This window comes from Spartinivicinus poritis (genome assembly GCF_028858535.1).
Lineage (GTDB): Bacteria > Pseudomonadota > Gammaproteobacteria > Pseudomonadales > Zooshikellaceae > Spartinivicinus > Spartinivicinus poritis.
In genome coordinates, this window is sequence record NZ_JAPMOU010000002.1 from 134842 (window position 1) to 160204 (window position 25363).

Below are 25363 nucleotides of genomic sequence, written 5' to 3' on the forward strand. Positions count from 1 at the left end.
AACCGCTAAATTTCCAAGCATTATGGTTATATTCTCTAATTCATAGCTTTTCTATCACCATTTATAACTTTAGACCATATTTGATGGAAGTTTTGCTTTATATTTTGGCAGGCGCCACAGTTGGACTTGCCGTTGGGTTAACAGGGGTAGGTGGAGGGTCACTGATGACTCCTCTATTGTTGTTGTTTGGTTTTCCCCCACATATTGCCATTGGCACTGACCTGATATATGCATCCATTACCAAAGCCAGTGGTGTTTCGTTACACCACAAGCGCCGGACAATTAACTGGCGTTTAGTAGGACTGCTTGGAGCCGGTAGCTTACCAGCAGCGGGCTTAACGGTGTTGCTTCTTAACTACTACTTCAAAGATAGTTCAGAATATAGCCACCTACTAACAAGCAGTTTAGGTTTTATGCTGATCATGACAGCTGTTGTATTGTTAGCAAGGTCTCGCCTTGCATTAGACAGTAGTCACCCTTCTGTTATACAACAGTTTATTACCCGACACATCGCGACTATTACGCTTGTCATGGGTGCTTTATTAGGCGCTCTGGTAACGCTTTCATCTGTGGGGGCTGGAGCAATTGGCACGGCGTTACTGATGGTGCTTTATCCGAAGCTCACTGGAGTAAAAGTAGTAGGGACTGATCTGGCTCATGCCGTGCCACTCACCTTTATTGCGGGTGTAGGACATATCTGGTTAGGTAATGTGGATTTTGGACTTTTGGCTAGCCTGCTGGTTGGCTCACTGCCTGCTATTTATATTGGTTCTCGGCTGGGCGCTCGGCTTCCAGAAAAAGTCATGCACCCAGTACTTGCCAGTACCCTCTTTGCACTAGGCGTTAAGTATGCTTTCTTTTAGTTTTTGAGTTCTTCTTGATTATTGGTCACGCCATGAGGGACATGCCCTGTTGCTACATGCTCCCTGGCTGAATCACAGTGCCCGACTTGATCATCAAAGAAGACATCTGCGCCAAAAGACTTTAAAAAAGGCCCTTTGGCCAACCCGCCTAAGAATAGTGACTCATCTAAGCGAATCCCCCACTCTCTTAACGTGCGAATGACTCGCTCATGGGCAGGCGCTGATCGAGCAGTGACGAGCGCCGTTCGAATAGGGCTTTGCTTGGTTGGGAGTTCACTTTGCAGCTTATGTAATGCAGCTAAAAACGGTTTAAATGGGCCACCTGATAAGGGTAATTTGGCTGCAGCGCGCTCACTGGCTGCAAATGCTTCCAACCCTTCAGCCTGGTAAATCTGTTCTGCTTCATCAGAAAACACCACCGCATCCCCATCAAATGCAAACCGTAATGTATCATCACTGGGCTCATCAGCGGACTTGGCTGAAGGCATAATCATGGCAGCAGCAAAGCCTGAACTGAGGGCATTGGTTACATCTTCTATATGAGTAGATAAAAATAAATGGCAATTAAATGAAGCAATATAGCGGTAAGGGCTCTGCCCTCCACAAAAAGCCGCTCGAACAATATTTAAACCATAATGTTCAATGGAATTAAAAATACGCAACCCAGTGTCTGCTGAGTTGCGTGATAATAGAATCACTTCCACCCTATCTTGCCCAAGCCGTTCATTTAGTTTCAATAATTTAGCGACTAAAGGAAAGGCATCACCAGGCGCTAATATTTCATTTTCATGGGCAATCTGGTACTCCTGGTAAGCATCTAGGCCCTCTTCTTCATAAATACGGTGACTTTCTTCCAGGTCAAATAACGCTCTCGATGAAATGGCAATGACTAATTTGTCAGTTAACTGCGCTGGCATAAAACCTCCAGAATGGATGGAGTATTAAAAGTTGTTGCACAAGTACTCCTAACTTAAGTTCTTTCTCCACTCTGGGGAAAAGGTTAGGATGAGGGGGCTAGTCTGCTATGGCAAGACTAGTGATAGCAACTCTAATTGACAAAAATTATCTCTTCATTCAAAGCTGCTTAGTGTTTGATGTGGAATAGCAGAATATTCTTCCGCCGTTCTAGTTCCCCCCTTTGATGAAGGGGGGCTAGTCTGCTACGCAAGACTAGTGACAGCAGCACTAATTAGAAATAAAAAAAGCTGGCTGTGCCGCGTAGGGGTACTTCACCCTCACCCCAGCACTCTCCCAGAGGGAGAGGGAGCTAAATATAACTTTTGCGACGGCTTCCAAAGGGGGAAGTTGGGTTGCGCCATAGCTTTATTCCCCTCCTTTATTCATACACAATGCTTTCTATTATTAGAAATCCACTTTAACTAAACACTATAACTAGTTGACTATTATCAAAAAATATTAAAAATCTAGAATTTACATTAAGTTAAAAAAATATTCCACGATATAACTAATAAACAAGTTTAAGATTATTCATTAACTATATGATATTTAAGTAAAAACTGCTTTTTAGCCTGATAAAGTGCAACCCCTACTATCAACACTTCAATCAAAAAGCTCCAATGCAAAAGGAAGTTAAGTGGCCACCAGGCAAACTGAGCAGGCACTTCTACTAAACCGAAGCTTTGCTTAACAACAGGGTATAGCCACAATATTTCAGCGGCGATGCTGTCTAGTAACAGATGTAGCATAACATTCATTAATAACACGACTATTGTTGTCAGCAGCATTCGTTGCTTAAACAGCAAAGCGACAACACAAGGCAAGAGAAAAATAGCTAGCCAAAAAGCTGGGGTGTGGGTCCAATAGCTATGGTGGTTATGCTGTCGCTGATCAAACCAGTAGAAGTACAACAGATCAAAATCTGGTAATACACTAGCAAACAGACCTATGCCAATTAACCAAGAGCTGTGCTTTTTAGTATCAGGGCGAAGCCTATGCTTGATGAGTAATTGTGTTACCAAATAGCCAGCTGGTAGGTGGGCAATAAACATAAATCAGTAACAACCTCTTAAGTGTAGTTTGGTTTGTTACTGATTTAGCCATAGAACGGTGGCAATCAGCGGGGTTGATTATGGCAAATGTAGGCAAATGCATTTCATCCTCTTACAATACCCCTTAATTTAATTAGCCAACGATTGTCCTGTGACAAAAGCACTGTTTGATATTTCTGGTTTAGAAAGCGCCTTAAAACAAGGGGAGTTGATTCTTACCCCCAACCGGCGGATGACGGCGAAAATTCAGGCGGCTTATGCCGCACAGCAAACGGCTGCTCATCACCAGGCTTGGCCTACTCCCAGAGTCATGGCCATCGAGCACTGGCTGCAAAGCTTGTGGCAGCGATTGGCTGACAGCAATTTTCAGCCAGCGGCTGATCATATTGTGTTATCAGAGTTAAGGGAACAACTGTTGTGGGAACAAATTATCCAGCAACACAGCGGCGATCACTTAGTTAAAACTGCTTCAGCAGCACAAACTGCCAAGAAGGCATTTGATTTATTGTTACTATGGCAACTGGATTGGCGAGAGTCGGCTTTAGCAACAACCCATGACAGTGAGTGTTTTCAGCAGTGGCTAAAGCAGTTTTTAGCCACTTGTCAGGTTAAACATTATTTAACCAAAACCCACACCGCCCACTTTATTTTAAAAGCTTGTGAAAGAAGCTGGCTTACTCAATACCCCCATATTCATTTGGTGGGGTTTGATAATTTGAGTCCGTTACATCAAGCCATTATTGAGGGGTTGGCAGAACAAGCCCATCACTATCGACCACGGGTCGACCAGCCTTATTGTCAGCGTACAGAACTCAATAACTTTGCAGATGAGCTGCAGGCAGCAGCCAACTGGGCCCATGGTGTGTTAGCAAACAATGCAGAGGCTATGATTGGGATTATCGTGCCCGACTTGCACTTACACCGGCAACAAGTCGAAACTACGTTTCAACAAGTCTTTGAGCCCCAAGTCAATTTGCCAGAATGCCCACGTTATACCCTGCCCTTTAACTTTTCAGCCGGACAGCCCTTGTCGCAACAACCCATCATCGCCACTGCCCTGGCAATGATTGAATTAAACAAGCCAGAGCTGGAGGTTGAACAACTTTGTCAGTGGCTGACATCTCCCTTTTATCACCTTGATGCCTTACCTCTAGATTTTTCTGCGCTGCTTAGTGAGCAGATCATTCGTAGTCAGCAGTTGATGATTTCCCCTAGTCGACTACGACAGATGAGTCAGCAGCTATTTGATAAACAGCAACAAGAGTTGTCTACTGACTTGCAGCAGGATTTATTTAATCAGGCCAGCTGCCCTTTTACTCAGGCATTACAATCAATTGAACAACTAAAAATCAAAGCGCAGGCGGGTTACCAAAATCGTCGTCATTATCCAAGCCATTGGATAAAACTGTTTTATCAGCAGTGGCAGTGTTTAGGCTGGCCAGGTGAGCGCCGGTTGGATAGTGTGGAATACCAGCAAGTGACCCGATTTTATGAAGAAATTAAAGCCTTTGCTGGGCTAGATGAAATTGTTGGGCAAATTCCTTTAATTGAAGCCAGCCGGTTACTCTATAAACAATTACAACAGGTGACGTTTCAGGCCCAGACTAAAGACTCCCCGATTCAGATTCTGGGCTCATTAGAAGGGGCAGGGTTGCGGTTTTCCCATTGCTGGTTAATGGGCTTTGATGACAGTACCTGGCCAGCTATTCCCAAGCCTAACCCGTTTATTCCCATTGATATTCAAGTGGCTAATATGATGCCCCATGCTTCAGTTGAGCGGGAGTTGGCTTTTACCAAAGAAATTATCGACACCTATAAACATAATGCTGAGCAAATTATTTTTAGTTATGCTCGGATGAGTGGGGATAAAGAGCAGCACTTATGCCCACTACTAGATGATTTGCCAACTGTTGAAGCTAGCCCGTGGTTAGCTTCACAGACCCAGATATCATCAGCGACCGTTGCCTTGGAAACTTATTCAACCCAGCAGTCTCAACCAGTTAACGCAGAGACTACAACAATCAAAGGCGGCAGTCAGATTTTAAAAAGCCAAGCCAACTGCCCATTTCAAGCTTTTGCAAAACATCGTTTGGAGGTCAGTGCCCTACCCTTACCACTGATTGGTTTGCCAGCGTGGGCACGGGGCCAGTGTTTACATCATGGTTTAGAAGTCATTTGGCGTGAATTAAAAAATCATGACACGCTGATCAATACATCAGATGATGCATTACAAGCACTCATTCAGCGTGCTACAACCCATGGGTTAAAACGACTACTGCCACAGTTCCCCAATGTGCTATCGATCCGTTATCAGCAATTGGAACAGCTTCGATTAAAACAATGGTTAACTGCCTGGCTAGGCATTGAAAAGGAGCGGCCACCTTTTCAAGTGGTAGCTATTGAACAAGGCAAGCGTTGTACGATTGCCGGGTTACCTTTAAGCCTGCGGGTTGACCGAATCGACCAGCTTGCTGATGGCTCCTATTTATTAATTGATTACAAGATGACACCGGCCACCGATGCCGCTTGGGCCTCGGAGCGATTGGATGATCCCCAGCTACCGTTGTATTGCACCGTAGCCAACAGCCATATTGGTGCGATTTGCTTTGCCAATTTATCACCCAAAGGTCGTGGTTTTCGTGGTTTAAGTGAAACGGATACGGGCATTCCACAAATTATACCGATTGAAAAAAATAAGCGGGAATTACCCAATGAGTGGGAAGCGACTTTAGCTCAATGGCAACAGCAGCTAGGCCAGTTAGCTACTGCATTTTTAGAAGGCGATAGTCGTATTGATCCTAAGTCAACGCAAAGCTGCCGTTATTGTGATTTAGCCAGTTTATGTCGAATCAACCACCAGGGTGGCCGCTATGAGTGAGATTAGTCGACCAGCTGATTGGCAAGCCCGCCAGCAGGCGCTGGATCCAACAGGTTCGTTTGCTGTAACCGCTCCTGCGGGCTCTGGAAAAACCGGCCTGCTGACCCAGCGAGTATTGACTCTATTAGCAACAGTAAAGCGGCCAGAGGAAATACTCTGTATTACGTTTACCCGTAAAGCGGCGGCAGAAATGCATAGCCGAATTTTAAACGCCATTCGTCGTGCCCAAACAGAAAGCGAGCCCGCTAATGAATATGAACGGCAAACCTGGTTATTAGCAAAACAGGTGTTAGCCCAAGATACGCACTATGATTGGCAGCTATTGGTTAACCCTAACCGGTTACGAATTCAAACCATCGACAGTTTATGTGCATATTTAGTGCGCCACTTTCCACTCCAAACTGGCTTTGGTGGGATGCCAGATATTCTGGATGATGCCAGTGAATGCTATCAACAAGCGGTAAGAAAGTTTCTTGGGTTACTCCGCCAGTCGTCTCCTGAAGCTGACTTATTGAGTAAGCTGCTACTGCATCTGGATAATGATTTAAATAAACTATCGTTATTACTGGAAGGGCTGTTGAGTCGTCGTGACCAGTGGTTACCTTATGTGGTTGCCGCTGATACTCAACAACTATTGCAGCATATTGAACAAGGTCTGGTTGCGGTAATAGTTGACAGTTTAACTACGGCTGCTCGTGCCATTCATTATCATGGCAGTGAGTTGGTTCAGCTGGCGGACTTTGCTGGACAACAGCTCGCCGAGGAAAATCCTGATCACCCCTTAAATCATTGTATTGGCTTAACGGGTTTACCCAATACCACTCCTGATGCCTTCCCCCAATGGTTAGCATTGGTTGAATTATTGGTCACGAAAGACGGCAGTTGGCGTAAATCGGTGACAAAAACGATTGGCTTCCCAACCGGTAAAACCAAAGCAGAAAAGCTCTATTTTAAAGAAATGAAGCAACGGATGCTGGGGTTAATTGATGTCCTGGCAACCCAGCCCGGTTTAGCTCAGCAACTGGCGTATTTACGGTTATTACCACCCGTACATTATCAAACCAAACAAGGTGAGTTACTCATTGCCCTTTGTCAGCTGCTGCCATTGCTAGTGGCCCAGCTAATGGTGACCTTTACTGAGCAAGGCAAGGTGGACCATACTGAAATTAACCGAGCAGCACTGGCTGCACTTGGCTCAGAGGATGCCCCTACGGATTTGGCGCTGGTTTTGGACTATCGAATTAACCATATTCTGGTGGATGAGTTTCAGGATACCGCTAAGCCCCAATTAGCCTTATTAGAAAAGCTGACAGCAGGCTGGCAAACAGACGATGGCCGTAGCCTATTTATTGTTGGAGATGGTATGCAATCCTGTTATGGGTTCCGAGATGCTAATGTAGGGATTTTCCTGAATGCCCGCCAGCATGGAATTGGTTCGGTTGCCCTGACACCGCTTGCATTAACCGTTAATTTTCGTTCCCAGGCTAAGGTGATTGACTGGGTGAATAATACCTTTCAACAGAGCTTTCCCCAACAAGAAAATATTCCCTTAGGGGCCGTCAGTTATGCTCAATCAACGGCCTTTAATTCAGCGCTGGCTGGTACTGCAGTTGAGTGTATTGGCTTTCATGATGAAACAGGTCGACAGTTGGAGGCTGCAAAAACCGTTGATTTAGTAAACCAGCATTTAGCCATGTCAGCCACGGATACCATTGCTATCCTGGTACGTAGCCGCGGTCATTTACGTGACATTATTGCTGCGTTACAGGCTGCAGGCATTAAATGGCAGGCGACTGAAATTGATCCGCTGGTCAGCCGAGCGGTGATTCAAGACTTATTATCCCTGACCAAAGCGCTGCTAAATCCAGCAGATAAGCTAGCCTGGCTGGCAACCTTGCGTGCTCCTTGGTGTGGTTTAAGTAATGATGACCTGGAAATACTGGCGCAAACCCAGTCAGCATCAACTGTCTTAAGTCGCATACAAGATGAGACTGTCTTAGCCCAATTATCTCCCCATGGTCAACAGCGATTGTCGTTATTAACCCCCACTTTTCAGCAAGTGGCTAATCAGCGGCAGCGAAAGCCCTTTGCTCAAGTGTTAGCAGGTTGCTGGCAGCAAATAGGGGGTGAGGCGTCTCTTGATCATGAGCTGAGCCGACAAGAAGCAGAGGTATTTTTCGCAACCCTTCGAGAATATGCCACACCTTTTGCTGGGCTTGATCTAGCGGCTTTTGAAAATAAGCTGAATCGTTTATACGCTCAGCCTGACCTGGATGCTAATCCGCAAGTGCAGATTATGACAGTTCATAAAGCCAAAGGGTTAGAGTTTGATGTGGTGATTTTACCTGGCCTGGATAAACAGCCGCGAGCGGATGATAAATCCCTGTTGGTTTGGCAGCAATTTTTAAGCACAACTGGTGATGACCATTTATTGTTAAGCCCTGTGCATGCTTACGAAGCACAAAGTGATGCGATTTATGATTTTATTCGACATCAGCAACAGCAAAAACAGCGACTGGAAAATACCCGGCTATTATATGTAGCGGCTACCCGAGCAATCAAAAAATTATATTTATTATTTAATGGCAAGCAACAAGAAACGTCTGGTGAGGTTAAAGCCCCAGTGGCTTCATCGTTGTTAGCAACCATCTGGCCGGCGATCAAAGATCAGGTCAGTTGGCAAACGACACCCGTTACCCTTCCCTCACAACCAACAGGGCCCGGTATGGATTTATCGACCGGCTGGCGATTACCCAGCCATTATCAACCACCCGCACAACCCTATGGGCAATTATTAAAAGCCTACCGGGGTGAAGAGTTTAATGATGAAGAAAATTTACCCGATATGGTGTGGGATGAAGTGCCCCGCCACGTAGGTACGGTTGTGCATCGAGCGTTATACCACATTACCTTATTAGGTATTGAGCAGGTTGCCAGCCAGCCCCAGCAATATTGTCAGCAGCGCTATACCATTTGGCGCAACCAATTACGTCAGTTAGGGATTGCTCAAGATGAGCTCACTAGTGCCTGCCATCAGGTAAAACATGCTATAGAAAACACCTTGGCTGATCCTAAAGCGCAATGGTTTTTAAATCATCAACACCCAGCCAGCCAGTGCGAATATCCGTTAACTCTGCAAATGCGTGATAAAACCATCCACTATGTAGTAGACCGGACTTTTATTGACACTGATACTAAAATCCGCTGGATTATTGATTATAAAACAGTGCAGTTAGCGCAAACGACCGTTAATTCGATTGAAGAAAAGATTGCAGCAGAAGTACAACAGTATCGTGCGCAATTAAAAGGGTATGTGCAAACCTTCCAAGTGCTGGGTAATGAACCTATTCGCGCAGCTCTTTACTTTACGGATATCCAACACTTGGAAGCGGTTAGTGTCCTGAATGACTGACTATAGCGTACTGCTAACGAATCACCAAATACAAGGCTGCCCCGTTTCGATTGATATATAGCAATACTGAAGACTGACTTTTTTGCAGTGCCCGATGAAAAGATTCCAGACTAAAAATGCGTTGCTTGTTAGCCCCAATAATAATATCACCCGGCCTTAATCCACTATAGGCAGCTGCTGAGTTAGGCATTAAAGACGCCACAAGAATACCTTCACCATCTGGATTGTTTTTAAACTGAGCACCTGCAAGTAATGGATGTAGTTGGTCACTGCTGACAGCAAGACCTTCTGGACTGGCTACAGTAACGGCTACATTCTTTTGCTTACCTTCGCGTAAAATGGCAAGCTTTACTTGATCGCCAATGGGTTTAATCCCTAACTGGCTACGGAGTTGCCCCGTGGATGAGGTGGTTTTACCATCCACCGCTAAAATAACATCGCCAGACTTGAGCCCCGCTGTTTCAGCAGGTGAGCCTTGTGCCACATGGGTGATTAATACGCCCAACTGACCATTGGCTAAATTAAATGCTTCCCGCAAACCTGGGGTTATATCCTGTATACCTACTCCAATTTGGCCTCGTCTCACTTCTCCATGTTTAATAATTTGCATCATACTGGCTTTTGCCATGTTAATAGGGATAGCAAAACCAATACCTACATTACCACCAGCTGGCGCAATGATGGCGGTATTTATTCCGACTAATTCTCCTTTTAAGTTAACCAAGGCACCGCCAGAGTTACCTGGATTAATGGATGCATCGGTTTGAATAAAGTTTTCATAGCCTTCGATCCCTAAACCGCTTCGCCCTAGTGCACTGACCACACCTGTCGTCACGGTTTGTCCTAAACCAAAAGGGTTTCCAATCGCCACAACAAAATCGCCCACTTCCAGGTTATTGGAGTCTGTCATTACCACTTCGGTTAAATTACGAGCGTCTATTTTTAGTACGGCTATATCCAAATCAGGATCTGAGCCAATGACTTTCGCTTGATAGCTACGGCCATCAATTAAGGCTACTTGCACTTCATCAGCATCTTTAACCACATGGTAGTTGGTTAATACAACCCCTTTTTTGGCGTTGACAATCACCCCAGAGCCAGCACTCTGCTGTTGTTTTTTGGGCTGTTGACGATACCGCTTTTGATCAGGAATATTAAAAAAATGTCGGAAAAAAGGATCATTTAATAGCGGATTATACCGGTACTGCAGAGTAGAATAAGTTGCTATGTTGACGACTGCCGGATTCACTTGTTTTAGCATCGGTGCCAGAGAGGGATAAGGCTTCCCTGAAGCATCTACACTAGGAATAGCTCCCAAGGCTAATGGGCTGTAGATAATAGTGAGTAAAATATTGACACTTAAAATAGCCAGTATTCTCATAAGCAGTTTTCCAAATAGCAATAAAGAATCGATACAAAATAATCAGATGAACTTGCAATGAAAATTTCTATGAACATTCCATTGTGTTTATTTACATAGTGCTTTAGAAAGTCGTTTTCAACAACTGATGGCGAACTTTTCTTAAGATCCTTCCTATAAACAGCTAGCAAATGCAGCAGGTAGTCATAAACACAGTCAAAATTGGCTAACAAATGTGCTCATAAATAGAATTTATCTGTCTCATAACAAAATATTTTTGTCAAACAGCTGATTTTCTTGCAACTTCTCTTACAATAGAAACTGTTGAGGAGTGAATTATAAAACTGCATCAACACACGCAATCACAAATAAGGGACGTGCACGAAATAACTTGCTAGATTTTTGTTCCAAAACCGTAAGTTATTTCGTGCACGTTCCTAAGGTTCTTGTTACCCGTTGATCGGGTAGTTTGTATTTAGTAGGAATTAAAATGTCGGACATTATCATTGATAACCTGAATGTAGAATCTCAAGATCTACTGGTTACCCCGGAAGAGCTCAAACAGTCAATAGCACTGTCTGAGCAGGCCGCTCATGTTGTCTCCACAGGCCGTGAAACCATCCAAAATATTTTGGATCGCAAGGATCACCGACTATTTATTGTCGTGGGCCCCTGCTCTATTCATGATGTAGACGCAGCTAAGGACTATGCTGCTCGCCTGAAAAAACTGGCAGAAGCTGTACAAGATACCCTTTATATTGTGATGCGTGTGTATTTTGAAAAACCAAGAACAACAACGGGTTGGAAAGGACTCATTAACGACCCTTATTTAAATGACTCGTTTAAAATTCAAGATGGCCTTCGAATTGGTCGGCAACTGTTGTTAGATATTGCAGAAATCGGCTTGCCAACTGCAACAGAAGCATTAGACCCTATTTCACCACAGTACTTACAAGATTTGATTAGCTGGTCAGCCATCGGGGCACGAACCACAGAGTCGCAAACCCACCGGGAAATGGCCAGTGGATTGTCTTCGTCTGTTGGTTTTAAAAATGGTACTGATGGCAGCTTAACCGTGGCAATTAATGCACTGGAATCTGTCTCCAGCCCGCACCGTTTTCTGGGAATTAATCGCCAGGGGCAGGTGGCTATTATTCATACTAAAGGTAACCCTTATGGGCATGTCGTGCTTCGGGGTGGAAATGGTCGGCCTAACTATGACTCAGTCAATGTAGCACTTTGTGAGCAAGAGTTACTGAGCCATAAATTACCAGCCAATATTATGATCGACTGTAGTCATGCTAACTCTAATAAGGATCCTGCATTACAGCCGTTGGTACTGGATAATGTGGCCAATCAGATTATCGAAGGCAATAAATCCATTATTGGCTTGATGGTTGAGAGTAATATTGGCTGGGGTAATCAAAAAATTTCTGATGACATGCAATACGGTGTCTCAGTGACTGATGCCTGTATTGATTGGTCAACCACCGAAAACATTATTCTTGAAATGAGAAATAAGCTAAAAGGTGTGTTAGAAAAGCGCGGTACCTTACCAGCCAGTGCAGAGTAAGACTACAGCCAAAGTAGCTAGCCCAGCTATTTGATTAAATACTTGGGCTAGCCAGTTAAGTCGTTTGTCTAGTGCAGTTGATAAAAAGTGAGCAGGCCAAAGGAAATAGTTTAAAAGTCAAATGCCAGCTGTTGTGGCTCTAAAGCCTCTTCCAGGTCGGCTTTTCGACTAGAGGCTGATTTACTGCGTGGCATATTACTAATTCGGCGATCTAATATTGCCTTACAAATGGGGCAAACCTTCCCGATCTGAGCACCAGTGAGCACATCCACATAATGTGAATGTTGTAATACTTCAGTGCACAGGGTGCGATCCATCGAGGCTTCTATATCATAGTTAGCCTCCATGAGATGCTTCACGTTATTGGTTAAATCCTGCACTATAAAGTAATCGGATAAAATGGATTGTTTATAGCGTTTCACAGTGGCTACTTCGATCCTGCAAAAAAGGTCTGTAAGATACACTAATTAGGTTTCGTTGAATACATTTTTTTAACCAGCGTCAATGGCTTTAAACGAATACAATACCCAAAGTGTAGGGTTTTTAGGGAAGATGATCGAATGACAAACTCCTATAAACCTTAACATCAGCCTTGAAGGGTATAAATACAACAGATAGGTTTGGCTACAGGATATACATTATGAGTCGTTACCGCCCTCCTCAGCCGCCAAGCAATCATTATATTACACCTAGTGGTCATGCTCGATTAAAGGAGGAATTGGACTATTTATGGCGAGTTAAACGCCCTCAAGTCACGCAAACAGTGAGTGAGGCCGCAGCCTTAGGTGATCGCTCTGAAAATGCGGAATACATCTATGGTAAAAAGCAGCTACGTGAAATTGATCGCCGGGTACGCTATTTAAGAAAACGGCTCGATAAACTGGTGGTGGTTGATCAATTACCCAGCGATATCAATAAAGTCTATTTTGGTGCTTGGATACAATTAGAAAATGAAGCTGGTGAGGCATTCACCTATCGAATCGTTGGTCCTGATGAATTTGATTTAAAACAAGGGTTAATTAGTATGGATGCGCCTTTAGCACGTGCTTTGTTAGGTAAACAATTGGATGACGAAGTGGTCGTGAACACACCCGAAGGTGAACAAACTTACTGGATCATTAATGTTTGGTATCCTCAGCAAGAATAAACTTTCAGTAAAGTAAGAAACTTGTGTAGTGTTGTTTGGGTCAAATAAAATATTCAGTGAAGTGTCTGATATGGAGTAAGCTTTTTGCGAAACTCTAATTAGAACAGAAATACCCCTGCGGAAAGTTGTCGTAAAAGCTGCTTTTAGCCCCCTCTCCCTCTGGGAGCGGGTTGGGGTGAGGGTATAATAAAAAGAGCGAAGTATGAAAACTATTTTAACCAGTATTATCTTGATCAGTTTCACTGCAACCAGTTATGCGGGTGAACCGTCTGTACCAGCGGCAGCTGCTAAAACCAGTCCTGCAGGCTCTTCCCCGGTTGTGGCTCAAGATGACCGGATAGTCGAAATGTTAAAAAAATCCGGCAAAATATCTCCCGATGCCACCAAGGAAGAAATACAACAAGCGGTACACCAGTACTTAGAAAAAAGAGCTAAATTAAATCAAGCTAGAAAAAATAAACCGCCTAAAAATTCACCATAGGATGGCGGTTAATAGATCAGGTCTTATTTGGCTGCTTGTCCTTTCGTATTTTAGGTGTGTCGTAATAAGACCTAGTCCCAGGTTTTTACCCATTAACCATTGCTATTGATAACTTCTAACCTAGCTTTTTCAGGTAATTTAAGCCGAACCGGCCATTTTCTAATCGTTTAGACAGCACTTCATACCGCAGCTAACGCAATGGTGGCTACGGTATCTACATCCCCCGTATAGTCAATACATTGCTTTAAAATAGCGGATAACCCTTGATGACTGACAATAGCTGTTACAACAGGATGAACAGCATCAACTCCCTTACCTTTCCATGGTGATACGAATATGGCTGATAACAGCCAGTCTGAGTCTAGTTCCAGCACGACAGATACATCCAAGCGTCCTGGTTATGGTGGATTATTAGTCAGTGCGTATGATACCACTGAAACCATTGTACTTTATTGTTTGCAAATAATCACAAATAAACACGAAAAGCCAACATATAAATTTAAATACGACACTAGACTTATAAGTCCTTACGTCAGTACTAAATAAGATTAAATAAATGAAATTATCTAAATTGTTATTAACCAGCGCTATAACGCTAAGCACTATTTCTACTGCTGATGCTAAAACCTCTACAAGCAAAGTCTACTGTGGCAAAGTTGATGGTAGTGATTGGTACTGGTTATATAATGAAGACGGTAGTCATCAGACCGTTACTGGTGAGTGGCATATTGATAAAGTCTCTGCATTTGCAGAAAAGCACTATCTCACTATAGAGTTTGATGAATACATAGGTTTTCAAAGCCAATGTAAATCAGGTTACTATGCTCATCCAGGCTGGCACTCATTAAGTGCATGGCATCGATTTAAAGTTAACATAACAGGTTCTGTTAATGATGATTTTTTCTATGCATCAGGCAGAGAGAGTCTAATGTGGCCTTTTAATCCAAGCGATATCCGCCTAAAGCAAAACATTCAGCCTTTACAAGACAACTTAGATAAAGTCAGTCGTCTACATGGCTATAGCTATTCATGGCGTCCTGACAGTATTCAAGGCCATTTGGCTGGCCAGTATGAATATGGTGTTATTGCACAAGAAATTCAAGCTGAATTTCCAGCGTTAGTAAAGCAAGATGCTCAAGGCTATTTGCGCGTTGATTACCGTGGTTTAGTTCCCGTTCTACTTGAGTCTATCAAAGCGCTCAAAGCACGAGTTGAAGCTCTAGAAGCTATACACTAGTAGCCCTATACAGCGGAAAGGACTCTGCTGTATTTACTGCTTAATACGACTTTCAAGCAGCCTGTCGAGCTTGTTATTATTAGCGCTAACCGCCTAATGATTCATAAGGAATACTGCTAAACTTTCTTGTAAGTAAGGACCGATGAAAGTGTTTTCTAATGCGACAGCTAATCGCTCTAGTTTTGTTAGTGGTATGTACCTTATCTGCGTCTGAAGAACAAGTTTTGAAAATTTCAACAGGCGAATATCCACCTTGGTCATCAAAAGACTTTAAACATGGTGGGTTTGTACACCACATCATTTCAGAAGCATTTAAACGTAAAGGGTACAAGGTTGCTTTCATCTACCATAAATGGGCTAGAAGCTACAAAGAAGGCTTGTTAGGCCATGTTCATGCAACAGCTTATTGGATGTGTGTTGCCAAACGAAAAAAGCATTTTTACTGTAGCGACCCCCTTTATGAAGAGGACTATGTATTCTTCCATCTTAAATCAACAGAATTTACCAGCTGGAAAACATTAAGCAGCCTTGGCCAATACAGAATTGGTGCTACTCGAGGTTACACTTACACTGAAGCCTTTTGGGATGCAGAAAAGACAGGACGTTTAAATATCATTGTTAACAATACTGATGAAATTAGCTTTAATATGCTGTTGAGAAATCGTTTAGATATATTTGTTACAGGCTCAGTGGCTGGTTATTCTCTTCTTCACAAGAAGTTCCCCACTTCATTTTCTAAACAAATTACCTATAATTCGAAACCTCTAGTTTCTAATACACAACATTTGCTATTCCCTAAAAATAAAGCTAGTTCAATCAGGCTACTTGAGATATTCAACGATGCTTTAAAGTCTATGAAAGAAGATGGCTCCTTTGAAAAATACTATGATCAATTAATAGAAGGTTACTATGAGAAACCCTAACCTACTATTTAGTTAATCTCTCTAGCACCTTATCAAGTTTACTATTGATAAGCTTGACGCTGCCTAACAACAACGTAAGACTGGACTACACTAGATAGTGTATTAATAATTGTTGTAATCATATAGTTATAAGTTGGTTATGAGAACTTTCCTGCTAGCTATCTGTATTAGCCTCCTCCCCCTTGCATCATATGCAATAAATAAAGAATTCGATTATTTATTTGCCACTGACTCATGGCCTCCCTATTACGGTGCAACACTTAAAGATGGAGGCTTTTTTTCTGTCATTGTTAAAGAGGCCTATCGTATACAAGGCAAAAAAGTGAGGATTTTATATACATCATGGAAGCGCGCATTTGAACTCACTAAGCAGGGTAAGTATGAAGGTATTCTTGGCATTTACTATCTGCCTGAAAGAGAAAAGTACTTCCTTTACTCATCCGCAATAACACATAGTAAGCAATATCTATTCAGCAAAATATCAAGCAATATTAGCTTTAAAACATTACAAGACCTAAGCCCTTATAGAATAGGTATAGTAAGAGGATATCACTACTCTGATGAGTTTGATAAAGCTGATTATCTAAGCAAGCATGAAGAAGTCAGCACAAAGAAAGTCATTAAACTTCTATTATTAGGTAGACTAGAATTAATCGCCGCAGATAGACGCGTAATGAAATACTATGTTTCTACTAAATACCACGAATTAGTTAATAAATATAAAGAGCATCCTCTGATGCTTAAGAGCATAACTGTACATCTTGCGATCTCTAAGGCTATTCCCAACGTTGAACAACTTCACCAAGAGTTCGAAGCTGGTTTTGCTATTATGAAAAAGCAAGGTTTAGATAAAGCTATCATGCTTAAGTATGGTTTTAGTCCTTGATTTACTTTTCATTAGAGTTTGAAGGCCCCATGTGCTAGCTGATGGGTAACAATTCCTTTATTTTGCATACACATTATTAACTAGGTCATCGAAGTAGTATTTTTCATATTTCCCTGAATCTATAAACTTACTAAGCCCTTTATTAAACAAACTCATTATCTCTTTATTTTTTTCTATTTTATTAGACAGCAACAAATATGCTCCTTGTTTTTTTAATGGTTGATTATGATTAGTAAATAACTGAACCATTGTCTTTGGAAAAAATTTATTTATCTCAAAATATCCCACACTTAAGTCATGAGGGAAAATATCGATCCTATTTTTTAGTAACATTTTTAAGTTTTGCAGGTCAGACTTTACTCTAACCACTTGCAAGCTACCATTAGATTCAGCATCCATGAATTCCTGACCATAGTTATAGCCAATCGTAGCGCCTATTCTCAACCCATGTAAATCATTAAAGCTGTTCCAATCAAACTGACGATTTTTCAAGTGAAAAAATACAAATGTTATATAGCCTATAGGTTGATTGCTGAATAAAAACTCCTTTTCTCTTTCTGCCGTTTTAAACCATAGAAAAGTTCCATGCACTCTGCCCTTCTTAGCATCCTCTATAGACCTAGCCCAAACTTGAAACCTGTAATTGACTTTTACTCCAACTGAGGCAAACACATCGGTGATTAACCTAGGTGTTACTCCATTATATTTTAGTTTCTCAGAAACATAAGGTGGCCACTCACCACCAGACAAAGTGATGTTTAGTTCAGCATTAGCTTGGATAGAAAGCATAGTTAATACTATGTAAAAAAACTTCATTACTGACTTAACCAGCATTAGTTACCTAGGTTTATCTATAGTAGATTAGATGACAGTCTTCCACTTTTACCTATCTGACCACCCTCCAACGTCAAAATTAGGACAGGTTTTCTTAGAGTCTAAGTCTCGATGCCTGCATATCTCGGCCAGCGGGAGCTTGTTTTTCCATTTGGTTAATATGTGTAGTTGATCCGGTGTAAACGCTTCACGACCAACCAAGTAAACACCTAAGCTATGGCTGTTATGCCCACCTGGTCAGAACTCTGGACAGCCATTCTCGATCGCCGTATAACCTTGTGGTAGCCGATCCCCGACCAGTTCCGTAGGTGTATACCAGCAGCTGTCATGTCATGGTCGTCTGGCGTATCTGAGCAATGGACGACAAGTTTTGTTATTTTCATGATTTTTTAGGTATATAAAAAGCCCCTAAAGAGGGGCTTAAGTAGTGATTATTTATAACTGAAAGAGTTGTCTTTTGTAAATTTATCAATAAGCTACATTAGGCAGGACGCTTGCCATCAGAGCATATAAGTGTAGGACAAATCCCACCATTATTAGATAGAATACCAGGTCTTGTAGGATCATTATCACATGTCAAGCTAGGGCAAAACTTTTCAGAGGCAATCTTAATTGGTTGAGAAACTATACCAGGCCGACCGTTACCGCGACCCACTGCAATGTTAGCAAAGCTATCTAACTCTTTAATCTTCAAGTCAAGTGTTCCACCACAACTCGTTATTCTGTCCAAGCAATCTGCATTTACAGTAGTTACTGTTGTTATAGCTAAGGCAAGTAAAACCTTTTTCAGCATGTTTTGTTACTCCGTACATTATTTTTTGAGCAATTGCTCCACTACATTTTGAGATATATGATTGTCAATGTCAACTATATGCTCTTTCATTTACTAAAGAATCAAAACGCGGTGGCTAACAGTTTTTTCATAATTGCTTCTTTTGTTTTGATGTAAGGAGCGCGGATTATACGACTTAGAATGTATATATAAATATGACAACCAAGATGCCAATTATATATTCAGGGATATAAATAGCCCCAACATTGTAGGACTATTTATTAATTAACAATTTCTACATCTTTTCTAAGTACCAAAGTTGATCAAATCGCCCATGACAATTTAGTGCATAAATTTTACCACTATTTCTACCAATATTTAGACACTGGCCTGCCATCGATTGAATAACATACATCTGACGTCCATTATGCTGTGAGTGCTCCCTTAATACCCACTGATACTTTGGTACTGTGTGAGGACAATTAATTTCCAAAGGAGCATATTTACTTGACTCTGCATCAACTAAGCATCCATAGTTCACGCTTGAGTAAATATTTACAACCTCTTTATTGTCAGGTGTAACATCTCCCGTTGGCTGAATATCCCATGTAAAATTTGATATCGAATTAAAAGAACAAGTATTTTTCCCTATAACACCAGAGCCAGACCCACGGTACTCCAAACAAAGATTCCGGTGCTTTGACTTAATTTGATATAGCTCTGAGTAGGCAGAGGGAGCTACCAGTATCGCTACAAAAGTAGAAATGGTTGTTAAGCGTTTTAAATTCACTCTTACTCCTTAATATATTTATAGTTCCAAAAAGAAGCCAAGTGTACAAGAATTCAAATCAATTATCCTAATAAAAAAGCGCCACTAGTTTTTATTAACTTGATATTGGATCATCGATAAACAGCTATTCAAGTCAGGGTATATGTTTCCTAAGAACTGTAAGCCATTTACCCATAGCTTGTGGTAAGAGATAATTACATCTTCTTCTGTAATGAATTTCAGGGCATTGAATAGTGCAAGCTCTTGTAAAGAATATAAAACTGTTTGTGATATATTAATGGCCTATGTTTCGCTTTAGCAGTAAGATAACAATGTGAGACTGCATTTATACATTTTAATTTAGCTAACTGACGTGGAACATTGCCTTGGCTCCTATTAAATAATACACATAAGCTGTGCGATAATAGCTTGTGGGTCATTCGATTAGTCAAGCTCCATAGTGTTCTGCCTTTGGTTCGCTGAATAGTAAACCTTTCTACTAGCTGATCAATCATGTTATCTCTAAAACGGTGTTTCTAGCTATCCCTGTTTTCGCAAAACTTAGGATGGGGTTAGGGCTTGTCATTTCAAGTTAATAAAAGTCGAGCATCGCGTAAATTTCTAGCTAGCAGTATCCATTCAGACTACATAGTCGTATTTAACGATTCCTTTTTATTTACTTTTAGCGTCAGCTTATTTAAAACAATGTAATGACACGCTCAGCAAAACGCTGCTTATGGTCATGAAGTAAACAATGATTAGAGGTGCACTAAAGAATAACAAAACAGTTGTAAGCAACAGGGTGTTGTGTGTTGTTCCCTTCCGATAAAAAACCCATTGAAGGGTATAAATTCCTAATAATGAATAACAATAAATAAATAAGGAGCTTGAATGTTCAGACTGTCGTCTATTTCGCTATTAGCGAGTAGTCTAATGGTGGGGGCTACTTGTGCTGCCAGCCCTACTTTACCCCACTCAACTGCCGATTTAGCTATTGCTGACGAAGTGGGTATCACTAAACTATTAAAAAAAACCGGGCGTTTACATCAGGATGCAAGCCCTTCAGAAGCGTCAAAAGCCGTATTAGCTTATTTAAAAGAAACAGAATCAAAAACCTTGCAAATGATACCTGGCGAATTGGATCGACAAGCATTAACACGTCATAAGCAACGGTTAAAACAAGCTCAGCAATTTCAGTATCAACAAGCCGGGCAATTGCCTACTTACCCTGGACAATTAAATAACCAACAACAAACCCAACAATATCAAGGTAAAAAAACTCAAGATAAAGTGTTGGCATTATTAATTGAGTTTCCAGATTATAAACATAATGAAGTGGGGCCTGAGGATACTGAGCGCTATTATCCTGATTATAATATTCCCCATTACACCCGACTGTTATTTTCTGATTCAGGTTATTCTGGACCAAACCAAGAAAAACTGATTTCCATGCGTCAATATTATGAGCAGCAATCAGGCAACAGTTATAGCGTTGATGGCCAAGTCGTTGGTTGGTATATGGCCAAAAATCCCGCTAAATACTATGGTGAAGGTCGCCCTGACCCGAAAGTACCTGACTTGGTTAGGGAAGCGCTTGCTGCGGCTGCTCTAGACCCTAGCATTGATTTAACTCAGTTTGACCAAGAAGATCGCTATGACTATGACAATGATGGCGATTTACGTGAGCCCGATGGCATTATTGATCATTTGATGGTCTTTCACTCCAGTGTGGGGCAAGAAAGTGGCGGTGGTGATTTAGGGGAAAATGCTATTTGGTCACATCGTTCGAATTTACGTCAGGTTTATAAAATCCCTGGCTCTGAAATGTCTGCCTATGATTACACTATTCAACCCATTGATGCTGCTGCTGGAGTATGTGCCCATGAATACGCCCATGACTTAGGTTTACCCGATGAATACGACACCCATCGTGATAGTAAGGGTGAGCCCATTGCTTATTGGTCAATTATGTCCAGTGGTAGCCATGGTGGTAAAATCAGAGGTACAGAGCCTACTGGGTTTAGTCCCTGGGCACGGCAGTATTTACAAGCGAATTTAGGAGGTAATTGGCTATCTGGTACTAGTGTTAACATGGATGAACTCAATAGTCGTGGTTTAACCTTTTTATTAGACCAGGCTAATGAAAAAGCGGAGTATCTTGATGTCGTAAGGGTAAATCTCCCCCCTGAAAAAGTCGTGGTTAATCAACCCTATCAAGGGGAAAAAGAATACTTCAGTGGTCGTGGTGATGAATTAAATCAGCTAATGAGTATTGAATTGGATTTAACTACAGCTCAGGCCCCTGTACTGGAGTTTAAAGCCTGGTATCAAATCGAGCAGGATTATGACTATGCAAGGATCTTGGTTAATGGCACCCCTATTCCTGGTAATTTAACGACTCATGAAGACCCTCATGAGATTGGTCATGGTTGGGGCATTACTGGACATTCTGATGGCTGGGTGGATGTCAGTTTTGATTTATCCAAATTCAGAGGCCATAAAATAACCTTAAGCTTTAACTATTTGACCGATGTAGGCACATCTGAAGCTGGTTTTTACGTAGATAATATTACCATCATTGATAATGACCAACTGTTATTGGAGGATAATGCTGAGGGTGACAGTGTCTTTACTATGCAGGGATTTGCAGTAGATCCTGGATATTTTATGGCTGATCAATACTATTTATTAGAGTGGCGTAACCATGAAGGCGTTGACCAAGGTTTAAAGCATATTAGTTTCAATAATGAATTAATGACTTACGATCCTGGACTAGTGGTTTGGTTTGCCAATGATAAATACACGAATAATTGGGTGGGTGTACATCCTGGTGAAGGCTTTTTAGGTGTCGTTGATGCTGACCAGTCTGTATTGCGCTGGGAAAAAGAGTCTGATGCGCAAGTGGCTTCTACTCGTTTTCAAATGAGAGACGCTGCCCTTAGTTTAACCTGGCAGCAGTCACCACTTAATCTTACCTCAAGTGATGGTTATACATTACAAGACCATCAGCTTTATAACACGGCTACCTTCTTTGACTTATTTGATTATATGAATAAAGAAATACCTGATGCTGGTCGTATTTTACCGAAATATGGGTTATTGATAGAAGTCATTGATCAAGCAGAAGATATGAGTGCAGCCGCTATTAGAGTCAGTTATGGATTAGACGATAATACAGCCCAACAAAATCAGCAAGAAACCCAACAACAATTATCACTATAAAGCAACTAATTTGAGAGTTTAAAAGCCAGTAGTAAAACAAAGCAGCCTAATAGGCTGCTTTGTTTTTTCTAAATTTTAAATATCTAAAATAAAGTGCGACCAAATAGTCATAATAGTTTTCTTTTTAAGCGATTTTAAAAAGAGCACATATTTTTTGTAGCATACTTTACTACTTTAGGTTAATTGACTGAGGCTACTTTTAATTAATTTAAGTATCTCCTTACCGTTAGCATAAAGAGTATAAATATTCAGAAATAATTCGTTACGATTGCCCGACAATAGTTACTTAGTGTAAGTTCATGTTACTTTTTGCTTGAGTTTTATTGCTTTATTTTGCTATAACCTAACAGGTCGGTCAAAGCGACTGTTTAAACTGTGGTATAACCAACAGTAAAGGGTATAGCACCATAAAAATATCAACCTAAATGGGTGAGTACCTGTTTCCTACTGTATACCACACGTAGTTTCTACCCTACCGATATACAATAAAAAACACATTAGGAGGTTTTAACGTGTCTTATAAGCGAGTATTTGCTGCTTCGGCAGTAGGCACGCTATTGGCTAGCTCGTTGAGTTTTGCCGCGCCCTTTGACAATGGTCAACCATTTGATATGCCGCTGGCTAATGAGGAAAAGCTCATTAGCATGTTAAAAAAATCAGGTAAAATCGATCAAACAGCCACTAACCAAGAAGCAAAAGCTGTTTTAAAAAACTATTTACAACAACGACAAGCGCAGCATACTACTCAATCGGGAGAACTGGCTCAACAGGCGGCACAATTACAGCAACAGCAAAAACATCATCTGCAGGTGTTTGACTTTAAGGATTTTCACCAACATTTCCCAAGCAAAAATTTACACTCTATTCAGCTGGAACAATATAAAGGGGGCACTCGCACTGATAAAGTATTAGCGGTTCTGGTAGAGTTTCCTGACTATAAACATAATGCCGTAGGCCCAGAAGATACGGATATGTATTATGAGGACTACACTGGTGAGCATTATCAGCAGTTACTGTTTTCTGGTACTGGTTATACAGGCCCTAATGGTAAAAATTTAATTTCCATGCGCCAGTTTTATGAGCAGCAATCAGGTGGCAGTTATAGTGTTAAAGGTAATGTAGCTGGCTGGTATATGGCGAAAGAGTCAGCCCGTTATTATGGGGATAATGAAAACGAGCCACTAGTGCGAGAGCTAGTGAGAGAAGCATTAGAAGCGGCAGCAAAAGACCCTAATATTGATCTGAGTGAGTTCGACCAAGAAGACCGTTACGATTACGATAATGATGGTAATTATCGGGAGCCTGATGGAGTCGTAGATCATTTAATGATTTTCCATTCCAGTGTGGGTGAAGAAGCTGGCGGTGGTGATTTAGGCGAAGATGCTATTTGGTCACATCGCTGGAATTTAGGTAAGATTTTTAAAATTCCAGGTACCTCTAGTGACGTAGACCGATTTGAAGGAATGATGGCTGCTTATGATTACACCATTCAGCCGATTGATGCTGCTGCTGGTGTATGTGCCCATGAATATGGCCATGACTTGGGCTTACCTGATGAATACGACACTCGCTATACCGGTAAAGGAGAACCTGTGTCTTATTGGTCAGTTATGTCCAGTGGCAGTTGGGCAGGATTAATTCCCGGTACAGAGCCTACTGGTTTCAGTGCATGGGCAAAACAGTTTTTACAAGCTAACATGCCCATGAGCAATTGGTTGCATGGTAAAAAGGTTGATTTGGATGATATATCTGTTTGGGGAAATGCCTATTATTTAGATCAGGCTAATGATAAAGGCTCCAATAATGATGTGGTGCGAATTAATCTTCCGCAAAAAAAGGTGCTGGTGAACAAACCGGCTGAAGGTCAGTATGAATACTTTGGTGGTAAAGCAGATGATCTGAATAATCTAATGACAGTTGAGTTGGATCTAACCAAAACCAAAGCACCTGTTTTATTATTTAAAACCTGGTATCAAATTGAAGAAGATTACGACTATGGTCGGGTATTGGTTAATGGTAAGCCAATTCCTGGTAATCTAACCACGTTTGAAGACCCTAACGAAATTGGTCATGGCCATGGAATTACAGGGCAGTCTGATGGCTGGGTAAATGCTAAATTTGACTTGCGTGAATTTGCCGGTCAAACCATTAGTCTTAGCTTCAACTATCTAACGGATGCAGGCACAACTGAAGCTGGTTTTTATATTGACCAAATCGACGTTAAAGATGGGGGTAGATTATTATTCAGTGACAATGCTGAAGGTGATGTACCCTTTACTTTAGCAGGCTTTACTGTCGACCCAGGTTATCTAATGGCTGACCACTATTACTTATTAGAGTGGCGTAACCATGCAGGTGTTGATGTTGGTTTAAAACACATTAACCGTAAAGATAATCTGATGGTATTTGATCCTGGTTTGATCGTTTGGTATGTCGATGATAGTTATACGGATAACTGGGTAGGTATTCACCCCGGTGAAGGTTTCCTGGGAGTAGTAGACTCTGACCAAACTCCCGTGCGTTGGGATGACAATGAAATCGCCGAAACCCGCTATCAAGTCAGAGACGCTGCATTCAGTATGAACTGGTATCAAACGCCGCTAAAAATTGAAATTGATGACCGGGTGCTTACTGATAGTCAGTTATATAATGTCAGTACTTTCTTTGATTTATTTAACTATGTACACGATGATATTCCTGATGCAGGCCGGAAACTGCCAAAGCATGGGTTATTAATTGAAGTGAATGGACAAAGTGAAGATATGACTGTCGGTCGAGTATTAGTGTCTACTCCCTTTAGAGGGGCTGGACAAGATCCTTTTCAGTGGTTAGGAAAAGGCTGGTTAGAACAGTTCTCAGATTAACCTTCCATGGTAATTAAAAAACCACCTACGGGTGGTTTTTTAATGGAAAAAGGAAATTAGATTGTCATGTTTTATAAAAAAGATGCTTTTATATTGAAAAAATGACCTGTTTTATTATGAGGTGATTGGTTGC

19 protein-coding genes and 1 pseudogene are annotated in these 25363 nt (G+C 41.5%); 11 read left to right on the forward strand and 9 right to left on the reverse strand.

Annotated elements, in window-relative coordinates; translation table 11 throughout:
- The first annotated feature begins 83 nt into the window (after positions 1–83).
- Positions 84–863, forward strand: coding sequence for a sulfite exporter TauE/SafE family protein (locus ORQ98_RS02140; RefSeq protein WP_274687130.1), 780 nt, complete (start codon positions 84–86; stop codon positions 861–863).
- On the opposite strand, the gene ORQ98_RS02145 is transcribed toward ORQ98_RS02140, so the two are convergent.
- Together ORQ98_RS02145 and ORQ98_RS02150 are read right to left on the reverse strand one after the other, a co-directional pair.
- Positions 860–1780 (reverse strand): 5'-nucleotidase, encoded by a 921-nt coding sequence (locus ORQ98_RS02145; RefSeq protein WP_274687131.1) that lies wholly within the window; start codon positions 1778–1780, stop codon positions 860–862. The genes ORQ98_RS02140 and ORQ98_RS02145 overlap by 4 nt on opposite strands.
- Before the next feature lie 567 nt (positions 1781–2347).
- The gene (locus ORQ98_RS02150) at positions 2348–2872 is read right to left on the reverse strand and encodes a metal-dependent hydrolase (RefSeq protein WP_274687132.1); all 525 of its coding nucleotides are present in this window, start codon (positions 2870–2872) and stop codon (positions 2348–2350) included.
- A 151-nt stretch (positions 2873–3023) separates the two neighbouring features.
- Here ORQ98_RS02150 and ORQ98_RS02155 point away from each other — a divergent pair, with 151 nt between their 5' ends.
- The gene (locus tag ORQ98_RS02155; RefSeq protein ID WP_274687133.1) at positions 3024–5750 is read left to right on the forward strand and encodes a PD-(D/E)XK nuclease family protein; all 2727 of its coding nucleotides are present in this window, start codon (positions 3024–3026) and stop codon (positions 5748–5750) included.
- The gene (locus ORQ98_RS02160) at positions 5743–9162 is read left to right on the forward strand and encodes a UvrD-helicase domain-containing protein (RefSeq protein ID WP_274687134.1); all 3420 of its coding nucleotides are present in this window, start codon (positions 5743–5745) and stop codon (positions 9160–9162) included. Before ORQ98_RS02155 ends, ORQ98_RS02160 begins: the two co-directional genes overlap by 8 nt.
- A 13-nt stretch (positions 9163–9175) precedes the next feature.
- Here ORQ98_RS02160 and ORQ98_RS02165 read toward each other — a convergent pair whose 3' ends face one another.
- The gene (locus ORQ98_RS02165) at positions 9176–10543 is read right to left on the reverse strand and encodes a DegQ family serine endoprotease (protein WP_274687135.1); all 1368 of its coding nucleotides are present in this window, start codon (positions 10541–10543) and stop codon (positions 9176–9178) included.
- Positions 10544–11012: 469 nt separating this feature from the next.
- Here ORQ98_RS02165 and ORQ98_RS02170 point away from each other — a divergent pair, with 469 nt between their 5' ends.
- On the forward strand, positions 11013–12095 hold the full coding sequence (locus ORQ98_RS02170) for a 3-deoxy-7-phosphoheptulonate synthase (protein WP_274687136.1): 1083 nt from the start codon (positions 11013–11015) through the stop codon (positions 12093–12095).
- Between the two features lie 110 nt (positions 12096–12205).
- On the opposite strand, the gene ORQ98_RS02175 is transcribed toward ORQ98_RS02170, so the two are convergent.
- Positions 12206–12517, reverse strand: coding sequence for a hypothetical protein (locus tag ORQ98_RS02175; RefSeq protein ID WP_274687137.1), 312 nt, complete (start codon positions 12515–12517; stop codon positions 12206–12208).
- 218 nt (positions 12518–12735) lie between these two features.
- Between ORQ98_RS02175 and greB the strand changes: the two genes are divergently transcribed.
- Together greB and ORQ98_RS02185 are read left to right on the forward strand one after the other, a co-directional pair.
- Positions 12736–13242 carry a transcription elongation factor GreB gene (gene greB, locus ORQ98_RS02180; protein WP_274687138.1) on the forward strand — a complete coding sequence of 169 codons (507 nt, stop codon included), beginning with the start codon at positions 12736–12738 and terminating at the stop codon, positions 13240–13242.
- 202 nt (positions 13243–13444) lie between these two features.
- Positions 13445–13723, forward strand: a complete 279-nt coding sequence (locus tag ORQ98_RS02185; RefSeq protein ID WP_274687139.1) for a hypothetical protein — start codon at positions 13445–13447, stop codon at positions 13721–13723.
- Between the two features lie 179 nt (positions 13724–13902).
- Here the strand turns inward: ORQ98_RS02185 and ORQ98_RS02190 are convergent, their stop codons facing one another.
- Positions 13903–14097, reverse strand: coding sequence for a hypothetical protein (locus tag ORQ98_RS02190; protein WP_274687140.1), 195 nt, complete (start codon positions 14095–14097; stop codon positions 13903–13905).
- A 182-nt stretch (positions 14098–14279) separates the two neighbouring features.
- Here ORQ98_RS02190 and ORQ98_RS02195 point away from each other — a divergent pair, with 182 nt between their 5' ends.
- From ORQ98_RS02195 to ORQ98_RS02205, 3 genes are all read left to right on the forward strand, one after another.
- Positions 14280–14960 (forward strand): tail fiber domain-containing protein, encoded by a 681-nt coding sequence (locus ORQ98_RS02195; RefSeq protein WP_274687141.1) that lies wholly within the window; start codon positions 14280–14282, stop codon positions 14958–14960.
- A 224-nt stretch (positions 14961–15184) separates the two neighbouring features.
- Positions 15185–15883: a substrate-binding periplasmic protein gene (locus ORQ98_RS02200; RefSeq protein WP_274687142.1), complete on the forward strand. Its 699-nt coding sequence runs from the start codon at positions 15185–15187 to the stop codon at positions 15881–15883.
- A gap of 139 nt (positions 15884–16022) precedes the next feature.
- Complete coding sequence (locus tag ORQ98_RS02205; protein WP_274687143.1) at positions 16023–16769, forward strand: substrate-binding periplasmic protein; 747 nt, start codon at positions 16023–16025, stop codon at positions 16767–16769.
- Positions 16770–16826: 57 nt separating this feature from the next.
- Here the strand turns inward: ORQ98_RS02205 and ORQ98_RS02210 are convergent, their stop codons facing one another.
- The 4 genes and pseudogenes from ORQ98_RS02210 to ORQ98_RS29535 all read right to left on the reverse strand — a co-directional run.
- The gene (locus ORQ98_RS02210) at positions 16827–17603 is read right to left on the reverse strand and encodes a substrate-binding periplasmic protein (protein ID WP_274687144.1); all 777 of its coding nucleotides are present in this window, start codon (positions 17601–17603) and stop codon (positions 16827–16829) included.
- A gap of 481 nt (positions 17604–18084) precedes the next feature.
- Positions 18085–18396, reverse strand: coding sequence for a hypothetical protein (locus tag ORQ98_RS02215; protein WP_274687145.1), 312 nt, complete (start codon positions 18394–18396; stop codon positions 18085–18087).
- Positions 18397–18670: 274 nt separating this feature from the next.
- Positions 18671–19165 (reverse strand): RICIN domain-containing protein, encoded by a 495-nt coding sequence (locus ORQ98_RS02220; RefSeq protein WP_274687146.1) that lies wholly within the window; start codon positions 19163–19165, stop codon positions 18671–18673.
- Positions 19166–19500: 335 nt separating this feature from the next.
- Positions 19501–19665: pseudogene (locus tag ORQ98_RS29535) on the reverse strand (IS982 family transposase); the annotation flags it as partial.
- A gap of 370 nt (positions 19666–20035) precedes the next feature.
- Here ORQ98_RS29535 and ORQ98_RS02225 point away from each other — a divergent pair.
- Together ORQ98_RS02225 and ORQ98_RS02230 are read left to right on the forward strand one after the other, a co-directional pair.
- Positions 20036–22366: an immune inhibitor A domain-containing protein gene (locus ORQ98_RS02225; RefSeq protein ID WP_274687147.1), complete on the forward strand. Its 2331-nt coding sequence runs from the start codon at positions 20036–20038 to the stop codon at positions 22364–22366.
- A gap of 512 nt (positions 22367–22878) precedes the next feature.
- On the forward strand, positions 22879–25230 hold the full coding sequence (locus ORQ98_RS02230; RefSeq protein ID WP_274687148.1) for an immune inhibitor A domain-containing protein: 2352 nt from the start codon (positions 22879–22881) through the stop codon (positions 25228–25230).
- Positions 25231–25363: the final 133 nt, after the last annotated feature.